11 protein-coding genes and 1 pseudogene are annotated in these 13,610 nt (G+C 37.9%); 5 read left to right on the top strand and 7 right to left on the bottom strand.

The features are described 5' to 3' along the window. Positions 1–252: 252 nt before the first annotated feature. The 5 genes and pseudogenes from ACFIK3_RS05335 (at position 253) to ACFIK3_RS05315 (ending at position 3,375) form a co-directional block, all read left to right on the top strand. Positions 253–471, top strand: coding sequence for a hypothetical protein (locus ACFIK3_RS05335; protein WP_273791657.1), 219 nt, complete (start codon positions 253–255; stop codon positions 469–471). Positions 472–477: 6 nt separating this feature from the next. Beyond that, complete coding sequence (locus tag ACFIK3_RS05330) at positions 478–1,515, top strand: tyrosine-type recombinase/integrase (protein WP_375631159.1); 1,038 nt, start codon at positions 478–480, stop codon at positions 1,513–1,515. Between the two features lie 235 nt (positions 1,516–1,750). Further along, entirely contained in the window at positions 1,751–2,677 is a 927-nt protein-coding gene (locus tag ACFIK3_RS05325; RefSeq protein ID WP_375676350.1) for a D-2-hydroxyacid dehydrogenase family protein, read from the top strand. A 70-nt stretch (positions 2,678–2,747) separates the two neighbouring features. Continuing rightward, a pseudogene (locus tag ACFIK3_RS05320) lies at positions 2,748–2,864 on the top strand (site-specific integrase); the annotation flags it as partial. A 145-nt stretch (positions 2,865–3,009) separates the two neighbouring features. Continuing rightward, positions 3,010–3,375, top strand: a complete 366-nt coding sequence (locus ACFIK3_RS05315; RefSeq protein ID WP_375631161.1) for a hypothetical protein — start codon at positions 3,010–3,012, stop codon at positions 3,373–3,375. 1,145 nt (positions 3,376–4,520) lie between these two features. On the opposite strand, the gene ACFIK3_RS05310 is transcribed toward ACFIK3_RS05315, so the two are convergent. From ACFIK3_RS05310 to ACFIK3_RS05280, 7 genes are all read right to left on the bottom strand, one after another. Then, the gene (locus ACFIK3_RS05310) at positions 4,521–6,320 is read right to left on the bottom strand and encodes an acetolactate synthase 3 large subunit (RefSeq protein ID WP_375662978.1); all 1,800 of its coding nucleotides are present in this window, start codon (positions 6,318–6,320) and stop codon (positions 4,521–4,523) included. Between the two features lie 270 nt (positions 6,321–6,590). Next, positions 6,591–7,463, bottom strand: coding sequence for a tRNA (adenosine(37)-N6)-dimethylallyltransferase MiaA (gene miaA / locus ACFIK3_RS05305; RefSeq protein ID WP_273790753.1), 873 nt, complete (start codon positions 7,461–7,463; stop codon positions 6,591–6,593). Between the two features lie 859 nt (positions 7,464–8,322). Further along, positions 8,323–9,846: a Do family serine endopeptidase gene (locus tag ACFIK3_RS05300; protein WP_273790754.1), complete on the bottom strand. Its 1,524-nt coding sequence runs from the start codon at positions 9,844–9,846 to the stop codon at positions 8,323–8,325. A 151-nt stretch (positions 9,847–9,997) separates the two neighbouring features. Then, positions 9,998–10,936, bottom strand: coding sequence for a protease modulator HflC (gene hflC / locus ACFIK3_RS05295; RefSeq protein ID WP_273790755.1), 939 nt, complete (start codon positions 10,934–10,936; stop codon positions 9,998–10,000). 2 nt (positions 10,937–10,938) lie between these two features. Beyond that, the gene (gene hflK / locus ACFIK3_RS05290) at positions 10,939–12,078 is read right to left on the bottom strand and encodes an FtsH protease activity modulator HflK (protein ID WP_273790756.1); all 1,140 of its coding nucleotides are present in this window, start codon (positions 12,076–12,078) and stop codon (positions 10,939–10,941) included. 119 nt (positions 12,079–12,197) lie between these two features. Then, positions 12,198–12,707 (bottom strand): dihydrofolate reductase, encoded by a 510-nt coding sequence (locus ACFIK3_RS05285; RefSeq protein WP_273790757.1) that lies wholly within the window; start codon positions 12,705–12,707, stop codon positions 12,198–12,200. After that, positions 12,704–13,498 carry a thymidylate synthase gene (locus tag ACFIK3_RS05280; protein ID WP_273790824.1) on the bottom strand — a complete coding sequence of 265 codons (795 nt, stop codon included), beginning with the start codon at positions 13,496–13,498 and terminating at the stop codon, positions 12,704–12,706. The genes ACFIK3_RS05285 and ACFIK3_RS05280 overlap by 4 nt, the downstream gene beginning before the upstream one ends. Positions 13,499–13,610 lie beyond the last annotated feature (112 nt).

Here is a 13,610-nt window from a genome sequence, read left to right as displayed (position 1 = left end):
CGCGTTGCAATCACCTGTTTTGAAGCCAATGTATGCATGTGTCATAGAGGACAACTCGCATTAGCTCTTACTCAATTGCCTGATTGGAAATATGAAATTAAGCACATCTAAAAAATAAACTTACAGATTTTTTACATATGGAGGTGTTTCTCTTCACAAATGCCTCCTAGCACCCCCACCCTTCTTAACACTTTCAAGTAATGCGTGATTCACGCCACACGTGAATTGCATCTCAATGTAAGGAGAAAAGATATGGCGCCTCGTCCAGCTGCTATAACGCAACCAGCCATTGCACGCGCTTTAAGAGAAGCTAAAAAACAAGGTTGTGAACTCGTAGAAATCAAACCTACCGGTGAACTGCTTATCTATCTTAAATCCGATATTCCACTACCAAATTCAGTTAACCACCCAGACAAACTTTTAGATTTGTCAAAGAATGAATATTACGAAACCGCACTCTCTAAGATGTAAAATACCATGCCAAAACCACGTCCTCCTCATCTTGTCAAAGAAGTCACACGTCATGGTAAAATTATATGGTATGTACGTATTGGTCATGGACCACGTATTAGAATACGCGGCACCTATGGAACGCAAGAGTTTGTTGATAACTACAAAAGCGCACTTGCCGAGTTACAAGGGCTTATACTTCCTAAATCAAAAACTGGTAAGCTAGTCGAAGGTTCATTCGCATGGCTCCTTAAACAGTATTTTAATAGCTCCAATTGGCATAACCTCGCTAAAGCCACAAAGAAACAAAGAGAATACACTCTTATGAAAGTGTGCGATACTATAGGTCACATTTCATACCAAGCAATCGAAAAGAAACATATCATAGCCGGTGTTGAACGGCGCAAAGAAACACCAGCAATGGCTAGAGACTTTCTACAATCCCTAAATGGGCTTTTTAAATGGGCAATTGAACAAGGACTTTTGGAAAGCAACCCTACTTTAGGTATCACAAGACCTCCTCTTAAAAATAAAGAGGGCTTTCCCGTTTGGACAGAAGAAGATGTTGAAAAATATTACCAACGCTGGTCACATGGTACCCATGAACGCGTTTGGATTGATGTTCTTTTATATACGGGTCTGCGTCGTGGTGATGCGGTCCGCATTGGCTGGAAAGACGTCAAAGATAATATCATTCACATCAAAACAGAAAAGAGCCAATTTAAAACAGATGTCTTTCTCCCAATTTTGCCAGAATTAGCCAAAACGCTTGAAGTTGGTCCTATTGGAGAAGAAACATTCATTTGTGGTAAACGCGGGAAAAAAATACCCAAAAAAAGCTTCGGAATTACATTTTATAATGCTTGTACCCAAGCAGGTATCAAAAAATCAGCGCATGGCTTAAGAAAATTAGCAGCAACACGCGCAGCTAACTCTGGTGCAACAGTATCACAACTCAAAGCACTCTTTGGCTGGACAAATGACAGTATGGCATCTCTTTATACCAAGAGCGCAGATCGCAAAAAACTCTCCCTTGAATCGATACAAAAGCTCCAAAAAAGTTAGGGATAGAGATAAAAAAACATAATAGAATCAATAAGCACCTAATCCCTTACTACAAATATAACTTTTTGATTTAATTATTATTTGTTACCGTTGCTAGAAATAACAATAAATCAAGAGGTATAATTTGTTAATAGGCTTGGCGTTATATCAAAATATCAGCGATGGATTACTTTTTGGTTGTTTTAGAAATGAAATAATGAGCTCAAATATTGATGAATGAAACGGAAGGTTTAAATTGAAAATATTAATTCCAGATGACTATCAAAAAGCCACCCTAACATTACAGTCTATTACAAAATTAATGAAATTGCATGAAGTGCTGGTTATAAATAATTTAGCTAAAGAATGTGATTTAGAAGATAAGCTCAAAGAGATAGATATTCTTATCTTAATCAGAGAGCGGACTATAGTTGATAGAAATCTTCTCCTGAAACTGCCAAATTTAAAATTAATCTGCCAAACAGGCCCTATAGGTTCACATATTGATATAGAAACTTGTAGAGACTTAGGAATTGAAATATTAGACGGTGGTGGAGATCCAACTTCTGCTGCTGAATTTGCGTGGCTCTTAATTATGTCTGCGCGTAGAAAACTCTGTAAATCTGTATCTGATATGAAAAAAGGACGATGGCAAACAACATTTGGCAACCAAATGAAAGGGGCTACTCTTGGAATATTCGGGTTTGGCCGTATTGGTAAAATGGTTGCTCAATATGCTCAAGCTTTTGGCATGTCCATTTTGGTTTATGGGAGCGAGCGTTCAACGCAAGAAGCAAAAAATTTAGGTTATCATTTTACGCATTCAAAAGATGAATTTTTTACACGTCCTGACATTATATCCGTCCATTTACGTTTAAGCGATAAAACCAGAGAAATCATAAAATTAGATGATCTATTGAGCATGAAACCTCATGCTATTTTTGTCAACACAGCGCGTTCAGCTTTGGTTGAAAAAGGGGCGATAGAAAAAATACTAAGTTTGGAAAATTCAACTTACTTTGCACTGGATGTTTATGACAGCGAGCCAGTATATGAGAGCAAATTATTGCAATCAGATAGAGTTCTTTGCACACCGCATCTGGGCTATGTGACTGAAGAAAGCTTTGAGAATTATTTTGAAAAAGCTTGCCAAAATATAGCGTCTTTTATGACGAGCGCTTAATGCCGGCTGAGCCAATGTTTGTAAAATTTATCTTATATCGCTAGCCTATCAAATTTGCACGACACATATTGGCTGGACAGATGACGCCATGGCATCTCTTTACACAAAGAGCGCAGACCGTAAAAAACTCACTCTTGAAGCTATAAAAAACTTCAAAAAGATGAGGAATAGAGGCAAAAAAACGTAATAGAATCAATAACGAATAAAACTCTCACTATTAATATAACTTATTGACTTAATTATTATTGAGTATCCATACGGTAGTATTGAATATTCGGTTGAGTTAAAAAATAGCATTTTCGCTGCTACCACATAGAATATTGACAATTCTTATGAACAAAAAGGGGTCTATTACCCCTAGACCATATTTAATCTTTGAAAACCTTCCTGTTGATAGACAAATTAATACGTCACCTAATCCTTATAATTTAGATGCGTCTTGTAAAAGTGGCTATATTAGCGAAAATTTAATTATGATGTTTTCTTTAGTGATCGGAGAGCCTTATTCAATTAAGTTTGAAGGCGAACATATAGTAAATAACCTGCTTCCTTTAGAGGATAATAAAAAAGATTATACAGAATTAGGATCTGAAGTTGAGTTAGATTTTCATACAGAAAATGCTGCACTAAAATTTATAACGGGTTTAAATTTATCTCTTAAAGGGGATACTTTTATCTGGTGTTCGCAATGGCGTTGATGGCCCGTTAACGAGAATAGTCTGATGCACGTCTAGCTTTAAAATTTTTAAGTGAGGAGGATTTGAGGAGCTTAAGGGATAATTTATATATAATTAATGTTCCCTATAGATGGAGAAAAAATGGGGTAACCTCTACAAGTAAAGTGCCCCTAGTTCACAGGGACAGTGAATTCCCTGATATCAGCGCTGTTTTTTATCCTGGCATGTTAGAACCACAGTCAAAAAAGCCAAGGAAGCTTTAGATCATTTTTATGAAGCTATTAAGGCTGTATCTTTTGGAATTGATGTACCACTAAGGAAGATTATTATACATTGATAATAGAATGGCTCTACACTCTAGAGATAAGTTTTTTGGATCATTTGATAGTTATGAAAATCCAATGCGGTGGATTCAAAGAGTGTTGGTCTCTGCAGATTTATGGAATCATAGATATATAGAACAAATAAAAGAAAGAGTATTTGATTTTCAATGTTAATGTCCTGATAATGATATAATGTTGAGTATTATTCTGGTTTATATATTGATGATACATCTCATATGTATAGGTTTCTCCCGCATAATCAGGTGAGGTTACTACCTAATTATAAGCTATGGTGGCCAATTGATTTTCTATGGCTGCATTTGATCTTTGTTATTTTTGCCCTTCCTTCAAGCCGCTAGGGGGATTCCCCTATCAAGCCCTTGAAAAAGCGATTTGGAGTAATTTCATAATGCGAAACCAAAACATAGTGACAAACTTTTCTATTGTTTTCACAAGTATGACGGTTTGCATGGTTGCCCCCTTCAAGCACAGTGGATTTTTTTCTTGCACGATGGAATCTTTCATATATGAGACAACATAATTAATTTATAACAGATAATTCAATGTATTATCTAAAAAATGCAACGAAATAGCTATTAATGTGAACATATGAATTAAAAAAACAAACATCGCGTACAAATAAATTCAAACATAATTGTGCACACGACTTATAACATTTTTTAGATGAACAAATAATAATACACCCCATGTCTTTAAACAAAGAATGAAAATCATAAAATGATCTCTAAGGATAATAGGAACTCTCCACAAAGAAGAGACAGAGATGAGGACTCCAAAGACTTCATCATCACTATCCTTCACCATTTTGTTAACATATTAATTTTATACAAGAATCTTTCCCTCGGAAGAAATAGCATTTGCAATAGCTTCTTCGCTTGCCTCATCGGGTAATAACATCTCATTATGAGCACATCCCGATGGGATCATAGGAAAACAGTTTTCTAAATGATAAACACGACAATCAAAAAGAACAGGCTTATCACAGTCAATCATCTGCTGAATTTTATCATCAAGTTCATCGGGTTTTGAACAATGAATTCCCACGGCTCCATAAGCTTGTGCCAATTTCACAAAGTCAGGCATAGATTCCGTATAAGAATGAGAAAGACGATTACCATGCAGCAATTGCTGCCACTGGCGAACCATCCCCATATACTGATTATTTAAAATGAAAATTTTTACAGGTGTGTCATGCTGAATAGCTGTTGCAAGCTCTTGAATATTCATCTGAATGGAGGCATCACCAGAAATACACACAACAAGCGCATCAGGATGTGCTATTTGAACACCGATAGCCGCCGGAAGACCATACCCCATCGTTCCAAGACCACCAGAAGTCATCCAATGTTTTGGTTCATCAAAATGATAATACTGTGCTGCCCACATCTGATGCTGTCCGACATCCGTTGTAATATAAGCATTCGCATCTTTGGTAAGAGCATAAAGTCGTTCAAGAGCATATTGCGGCATAATGACATCTTTTTTCTCCGCATATGCCAATGAATTACGAGCTTTCCAACGGTTAATTTGCGTCCACCACGCCTCACGGACTTCACTGTTAAACGCTGGTTGCTGTATTTTTAAGAGTTGCGTCATATCTCCTAAAACACAAGCCACATCACCAATAATTGGAACTTCTGCTTTTACAATTTTATTGATGGAAGAAGGATCAATATCAATATGAATAATACGCGCATGAGGTGCAAATGCATCAAGGCGCCCCGTGATACGATCATCAAATCGTGCTCCAACAGCTAACATGACATCACAATCATGCATGGCCATATTAGCCTCATAGGTTCCATGCATTCCAAGCATTCCAAGCCAATTTTTACCGGAAGCAGGATAAGCACCAAGTCCCATTAATGTTGAAGTAATCGGAAAATCCCCCAATTGAACCAAATTACGTAAAAGCTGTATAGCTTTCATCCCCGATGAAATAACACCACCACCAGAATAAATAATAGGGCGTTTTGCCTCAACTAAAAGAGAAACGGCAGATTCAATAGCCTTAGTATTCCCTTTCAACGAGGGAAAAGAATGTAAAGACTCCTGAACTTGAGGTGCTCTATAAAGTCCTGAAGCAAATTGAACATCCTTAGGAATATCAATCAAAACCGGCCCAGGACGACCTGATTGAGCAAGAGAAAAAGCTTCATGAATAATAGCCGCAAGATCATTGACATTTTTAACCAGCCAATTACGCTTCGTACAAGGCTTTGTAATTCCAACTGTATCAGCCTCTTGAAAAGCATTTGTTCCAATCACCGTTGTTGACACCTGCCCAGAAAAACAAATAAGAGGTATCGAATCCATAAGAGCATCTTGCAAAGGTGTCACAGCATTCGTTGCCCCTGGACCAGAAGTCACAAGCATAACCCCTACCTTCCCTGTGCTGCGTGCATAGCCTTCAGCCGCATGCCCTGCAGCTTGTTCATGGCGCACCAAAATATGCTGGAGTGTATCTTGGTGATAAAGAACATCAAAAATAGGCAAAACAGCCCCACCAGGATAACCAAAAATATGTTCAACGCCTTGATCTATAAGAGCCTGAACCACTATTTCAGCGCCCGACATTATTTTTCCATCTGCACTCTCTTGCTTTCTTTGATCATTTCTCATTTTTCCCACTCACCTACTTTATAGGACAATAAAAAAGCCCCTAACGGAGCCCATAAAAAAAGCCCCCAAAGGAGCCCATTACACAACACATACTGTATGATTACCCCCCATTATTCCAACGTATAAAATATATAAAAAATTCCTTGTAGACAGATTTCTAATTCCATTGATACCATTCGTCAATAAAAAATTATATTTTCTAAAAAATTTCTTTTTTACGAATTATCTTTTATCTTTCGAAAGTTTCTTTGCAAGGCTCCAGCTCTTTTATCAAAAAGTAAGCATCCATTCTTCATCAAATTGATTACGAAACCATGTCATTTGTCTTTTTGCATATCTCCTCGTTTGTATTTTCACCGCTTCAAGAGCACTCTCAAAGCTTCTATATCCATCCAAATAAGCCATAAACTCAGGTATACCAATAGCCTTCATTGCTGGTAATGAAGGGGAAAGTTTAAGTTTTTTCATAGCCACCACTTCTTCTAAAGCTCCTCTTTCAATCATAGAATCCAAGCGTTTATGAATACGTTCATAAAGCAAAGGACGTGGTGGCATGAGAAGAATTTTTTCGGTCAAATTCGGCGCAATGAGAGGTGTTGTTTTTTGTTTCTGCCACCAACTGAGCGTCTTACCGGTTGCATCATAAACTTCCAAAGCACGGACAATACGCTGTCTATCATGCGAAGAAATTTTTTCAGCAACAACAGCATCAATCTGCAACAACTGGCGATAAAGACTTTCAGGTCCCTCTTTATCAAGCAGCAAACGCCACTTCTGCCGCACAACATCTGGAACATGAGGGACTTCCGAAATCCCCTCTAAAAGAGCACGAAAATAAAGTCCTGTTCCACCAACAAAAATAACTGATCTTAAAGAAAAAGTAGCCAATAGCTCCTCGACATCACACAACCATTGCCCTACTGAATAGTTCAAAGTAGGACTCACATGACCATAAAGATAATGGGGAACAATCGCGGTGTCAGCCTCCCCCGGCCGTGCCGTTAAAATATTTAAAACATCATAAACCTGCATTGAATCAGTATTAATAATGAGAGCATTCTTTTCTTGAGCCATTTGCAAGGCAAGTTCTGACTTCCCACTTGCCGTTGGCCCTGCTATCAATGTAATTGTTCTTTGTGCCATGAATAGCAATTTCTCCCAATCAATAACTTATTGCAACATACAGACACCCCCAAAGCCACTATCTTCTCTCCATTATCATAGAGTAAATACTTCAAACAAAAATACGAACACAAATTCTCTTCAATACAAAGAAAATCCTATGAAACTTATAAAAAAGAAAAAATAGACTTAAGAACAACACCAAAGGAATTTCCAAGCATTTTTTGCTATCATAATTCAATAACAAACCACAGCTATAATAATTTTGTCCGTTTAGGCCATTAAAAACATACTCTTTGTCATCATTTATGAAAATAATACTGAGCTTAACCTATACAATCAAACAGCTTTATTTTTTCCTATAAAAACAGCATGCTACTCTGATTTATAATAGGAGATTCAGAAATTGTCTTCTTCACGCTCTTTTTTTATAACTATTTTTTCATCCATCACCAAGAAAGGTGTAAATATATATATATAACTAATTTAGTCTAATATGATTTTTCTCTGAGAGAGCTTTTTTCAAACTGAAGTGAAAAAACGTTCTCTATAGCACACAAAATACAATCACAAAGTGCTAAAATTCTCACTAGATACAACATTATTTATAATAATAATTGACTTAAATACAAAACATAGATCTCTTATGCACTATTTTAAAGCCTAAGCTGTTGCAAGGTTGGAAATCTAGCAAATCTATGATGGTAGCAACTTGTACTTTTATTTAACGCAAAAATAGAGCTGCCCAATGAATTTTATATTGCACACCCCATGCTCTCTATCGTGAAATGAATTTGAGAAATATTGGACATCACATGCCTAGCTTGCAAAATATCCCATATACTAAGGCTGATAAAAAACAAAAAATAATTTTTAAGGATCAATCCATTAGGAGCGTTACGAACCGTAACTCTCCATCTGGACGCGCTACAATAAATAGAGCATTTTTTCGTCCAGCTTCACGTAATTTATGAATACGTTTTTTAGCCTCATCAATTGTTGTGATAGAACTCTGATTGATATCAACAATCACTTCACCAACGCGAATACGCTTTTTATCCGCTGCACTATTTTGTGCAACAGATGTCACCACTAGTCCTCGAAGTTTATCTGAAATTGAATAACGATGACGCAAATCCTCCGTCAGTTCAGATAACGTCATTCCCATAAATTGCATTGTCACGTTTTTCGACAGATCTTGATTTTTTTTATCATCAACTTCTTCTTCTGTATCTTCATTTGGATCTGTTTCAATCAAACGTCCAAGCTTAACTTTTACTGTTTCTTCTTGCCCATTCCGTAAAACAGTAACATCCACCACCTTTCCTTCTGAACTTTCTGCAACTAAACGCGGCAAATCACGTGCATGCTTAATTTTGGAATTACCAAAAGAAAGAATAACATCTCCAGTTTGTAACTGGCTATTATCTACATTATTTTCTTCCGTCTGTTCTATTTTACCAGCCACCAATGCTCCCACAGCATTGTCCAATTTTAAACTTTTTGCAATATCCTCTGTTACCGGCTGAATACGAATAGCCAACCAACCACGTCTTATTTCTCCAAAATCACGCAATTGATTAATAACAGAAAGTGCCATATCCGATGGAATAGCAAATCCAATACCGATAGATCCTCCCGAAGGTGAAACAATTGCTGTATTAATGCCAATGACTTCACCATTTCTATCAAATAACGGACCACCAGAATTGCCCCGATTAATTGCTGCATCTGTTTGAATAAAATTATCATAGGGACCAGCATTAAGATCACGGTTACGCGCAGAAATAATACCAACCGTCACACTTCCACCAAAACCATAAGGATTACCAATAGCCATAACCCAGTCACCAATACGTGCTTTTTCTGAGTCACCAAAACGCACAGCTTTTAATTTTTTACTTCCTGCATCGACTTGAAGCAACGCCAAATCAGTTTTGCTATCCTTTCCAAGAAGCTTTGCCTTTAGTTTTGTACCATCCGTAAAATTAACTTCAATATCATCAGCATCAACAATAACATGATAATTTGTAACAATAATCCCCTTTTGCGCATCAATCACAAAACCAGACCCTAAAGAACGCACCTTTTGAAATTGACTATCTTTTTGAGCATCCTTGGGTGTAAAAAAATCACTAAAATATTCCTCCAGCAATGAATCTTTTGGGATAACGGGTACCGAGGTATTTTCATCCTGTTCTGTTCCTTCAACAGTCTGTGCCGTGGAAATATTCACAACTGTTTCCAAAAGCTCAGAAGCTAAATCAGGAATAGAAAGCAATGCCTCGCTTGTCTCTGCTCCCCAAGACAAACCTGACCCTGATAGAAACAAAGTCACACAAAAAACAACTCTTGTGATAAAAAACTTTAAAAACGTATTTTTACTCACGACACTTCTATCCATGACATGCCTTTAATCAAAGATGCAAAGAGCCCCACTAAATTTATCTACATAAAACCAGCACGGCTCGATACTCTCTACCACTTTTACCATAAAAGAAAATGGTCACAGATCATTCTTTTCATGCAAAATCTCGTATCTGCAATCCATTATTTTATCTATTCTCTCCCGATTTTGGATCAGTTTTACTAATGCCAGTATTCATTGTCGGTAAGAATGCTTTATTTGCCTGCGGCGGATTACGAAAATAGAAAAAGAAATCCTCATTTGGAGAAATCACCATCGGTGTTTTCTCTAAATTCTTGTATTGTTCCATCGCCAACCAAAAATCGTAAAAAGACGGATTAGCCTCCCTCGCATTCAATAAAAGACGAATACTTTCAGCCTGACCTTCACCACGAGTAATTTCAGCATCACGCTTTGCCGCTGCTACAATTTCTTCATATTCACGATTAGCTTCTGCTACAATACGATCTCGCTCTTGTTGACCACGAGCACGGATATTTTCCGCAGCAGCTTCACGTTCAGCTGCCATTTGCCGATAGACATCTTCTGAAACAGCATCAGTCAAATCGGTTTTACGAATACGCACATCAACAATGGTAATACCCAACGAACCTGCATCTACAGAAAACTGCTTCTGTACTTCAGCCATCATCGCGCCTCGTTCATCCGATAAGGCTGCTTTAAATTCTCGCTTACCATAAACAGCACGCAAAGCGTCAATAAACCGTGGTGCAAGGTTTTCACGTGCCGCAATTTGTGGACGCCCAGAAGCAATGCGCTGTAAAAACAACTTAGGATCTGTAATACGGTAAATAAAGAACGCATCCACCTCATAATACGCACCACCACGAACCTGTACAGATTGTGTAGGAACATCGTAACGCAATAACCGATTATCAACAATGATCATCTTATCGATAAAGGGCGCCTTGAAATAGATTCCAGGATTAGATTCTACCTGAACAATTTGTCCAAAACGCTTAATTGCTACTTGTTGACGAGGATAGACGATAAATACGGACATCCACAAAATCATCAAAACAAACACTATAGCACTAAAAACAAACAAAAAGCGAGATTGCTGCATAATTAATCTCCTCCAGAAATACGAGAATCTAAGAGTAACGCAGGACGCGCTGATGTTGCCTTTACTTTTTCCGATGACTTGCTACGCAACAATTCGTTCAAAGGTAAATAAGGCACCGCTGGAGAATTTGCCTGATCAAGAACCAGCTTATTTGGTGAAGAAAGAATCCGCCCCATCGTCTCCATATAGAGACGATAGCGAGCAGCTTCTGGTGAAATCGCAGCCTCACGAGCTATCGCCTGAAAACGTTCAGCACGCCCTGTTGCCTCTTCAACCATTTGTGCCTTTTCACCTTTTGCGATTTCCCGTGTGCGTGAAGCTTCACCATTTGCTAAACCAATTTTCGTAAAACGCACACGATTCCCCTCTTCAATCATTCTTCCACGTTCCTGCTCCGCCTGCTGAACAGAATTAAACGCAGCAGCAACCTTTGTCGGAGGAGCAGCTTCACTGATAGACACACGACTTATTTCAACACCAAGTTGATATTTATCTACAGTCAACTGAATAATCTTTCTGACGTCATTAGCAACTTCCTCTTTCTTGTCACGTAAAACATCATCAACCGGCCGCGAACCAATGACCTCACGCATTGCACTCTCAGCAACTTGGCGGACTGTTCCCTCTTGATCATTCACATTGAATAAAAACTGACTAGGGTATGAAATCCGATAGTAAACGGAAAAGTTAACATTAACGATATTCTGATCACTTGAAAGCATTAAGCCATCACTTTGTTGCGCCTGACCAGGCTTCCCACCAATCGCAATTGTTTTTTCCGTTAAAGGTACTTTCATATAGGTCTCAATTGGCCAAAAATGAAAATGCAACCCATCACCAATAATACCTTCTTTAGGGATGCCAAAGCGCAACTCTACCGCTTGTTCATTTTGCTGAACAATATAAATTGACTGGTATAGCCAAAAAAACACAATAAGCAGAAGGAATAAAACAGAAAAACTGCTTCTCCCGAATTGTTTAAACTGATCCTGCCCTTTGCGCAAAATATCATTAAGATTAGGACCATTTTCGCCACCATTACCGCCACCAGAACCAAAGAGATTCTTAGCTGGTGTTTTTTTGTCACCACTGTTTTTATCGCCACTCCACGGGCCACCACCATTTTGATTTGTCCAGGGCATTATCACCTCTTTAACTGATTACCACTACTCGAACACCAACCATTTGCTTGATCTTATAGGGTGTCTCTTACCTCATTACAATACAACTGATAACCCCTTCCACTTCATATTACAAAAAATTATTTCCGCTCATAAACAACAAAACGTGTCGGATGACTATCTTTATCCCCTTTTGGAATATCTTGTGTTTGCACAATAGTCCACTTTTCTTTATCAAAAACAGGAAAAAAACTATCACCTTCTATAGAAGCTAAAACTTCTGTAAGAAATATTTTATCAGCCATATGCAACCCTTGTTGAAAAATTGCACCACCACCAATAATAAAAATTTCCTCTACATCATTTTGAGAAGCAACGCTTGTTGCAAGAGAACAAGCTTGCGATAAAGAGTGAGCAACAACAGCCCCCTCAGCACAAAAGGTACAATCACGCGTAATGACGATATTTGTACGCCCTGATAAAGGTCTCCCGATAGAATCCCAAGTTTTTCTTCCCATAATAATGGGCTTACGCAACGTCAAAGCTTTAAAGCGTTGCAAATCCGTCGATAAATGCCACGGCATTGCACCTTCACGACCGATAACACCATTTTCTGCAACAGCAGCAATTAAACAAATGGAAATCGTCATATTGCTACCGGCGCTTTAATATGAGGTTGTGCTTCATAATTAAGCAACTCAAAATCCTCAAATTGAAAAGAAAAAAGATCTGTTACCGCTGGATTTATGCGCATACATGGCAAAGCATTTGGTATACGAGACAATTGATATTTTGCCTGTTCAAAATGATTAGAATAAAGATGAGCATCTCCCAGAGTATGAATAAAATCGCCTACTTTAAGACCGCTTACTTGCGCAATCATCATCGTTAGCAATGCGTAGGATGCAATATTGAATGGAATACCTAAGAAAATATCCGCCGAACGCTGATAAAGTTGACAAGATAATTTACCCTCCGCAATGTAAAATTGAAAAAGACAATGACACGGAGGTAACGCCATTTCCTCTATTAATGCAGGATTCCAAGCTGATACAATCAAGCGACGAGAATCTGGCGTTTCCTTAATCATCGTTAAAAGATTGTTAATTTGATCAATATGGCGTCCATCAGGAGCAGGCCAAGAACGCCACTGATAACCATAAACAGGACCAAGATTTCCCTTTTCATCAGCCCATTCGTCCCAAATCGACACACCATGCTCTTTCAACCAAGCGATATTTGTATCGCCTTTAAGAAACCACAAAAGCTCATAAATAATTGAACGTAAGTGTAGCTTCTTTGTTGTCAACAACGGAAATCCTGCTTGTAAATCAAAGCGCATCTGATACCCAAAGATAGATCGCGTGCCAACACCCGTTCGATCTGTCCGATCAATACCCTGATTTAAAACATGAGATAAAAGAGCAAGATATGACTTCATAGGGCTATTATGTCCGATTCTTCTCATTATAGAAAATAAAAACTGTAAAATCCGTACAAACATAATTCAAATCTTTTTCCAAAAACATCTTACACAAGAAATTATCATGATC

The organism is Bartonella sp. CB10SXKL (genome assembly GCF_042195515.1).
In the GTDB taxonomy this organism is placed as follows: domain Bacteria; phylum Pseudomonadota; class Alphaproteobacteria; order Rhizobiales; family Rhizobiaceae; genus Bartonella.
The sequence above is the reverse complement of the archived record's forward strand: the minus strand, read 5'-3'. Positions and strand labels throughout refer to the sequence as shown.

Bases quoted from the DNA above. Each gene is read 5' to 3' on its own strand.
- ACFIK3_RS05335 (WP_273791657.1), top strand. From the start codon at position 253: ATGGCGCCTCGTCCAGCTGCTATAACGCAACCAGCCATTGCACGCGCT.
- ACFIK3_RS05330 (WP_375631159.1), top strand. From the start codon at position 478: ATGCCAAAACCACGTCCTCCTCATCTTGTCAAAGAAGTCACACGTCAT.
- ACFIK3_RS05315 (WP_375631161.1), top strand. From the start codon at position 3,010: ATGAACAAAAAGGGGTCTATTACCCCTAGACCATATTTAATCTTTGAA.
- ACFIK3_RS05310 (WP_375662978.1), bottom strand. From the start codon at position 6,320: ATGAGAAATGATCAAAGAAAGCAAGAGAGTGCAGATGGAAAAATAATG.
- miaA (WP_273790753.1), bottom strand. From the start codon at position 7,463: ATGGCACAAAGAACAATTACATTGATAGCAGGGCCAACGGCAAGTGGG.
- ACFIK3_RS05300 (WP_273790754.1), bottom strand. From the start codon at position 9,846: ATGGATAGAAGTGTCGTGAGTAAAAATACGTTTTTAAAGTTTTTTATC.
- hflC (WP_273790755.1), bottom strand. From the start codon at position 10,936: ATGCAGCAATCTCGCTTTTTGTTTGTTTTTAGTGCTATAGTGTTTGTT.
- hflK (WP_273790756.1), bottom strand. From the start codon at position 12,078: ATGCCCTGGACAAATCAAAATGGTGGTGGCCCGTGGAGTGGCGATAAA.
- ACFIK3_RS05285 (WP_273790757.1), bottom strand. From the start codon at position 12,707: ATGACGATTTCCATTTGTTTAATTGCTGCTGTTGCAGAAAATGGTGTT.
- ACFIK3_RS05280 (WP_273790824.1), bottom strand. From the start codon at position 13,498: ATGAAGTCATATCTTGCTCTTTTATCTCATGTTTTAAATCAGGGTATT.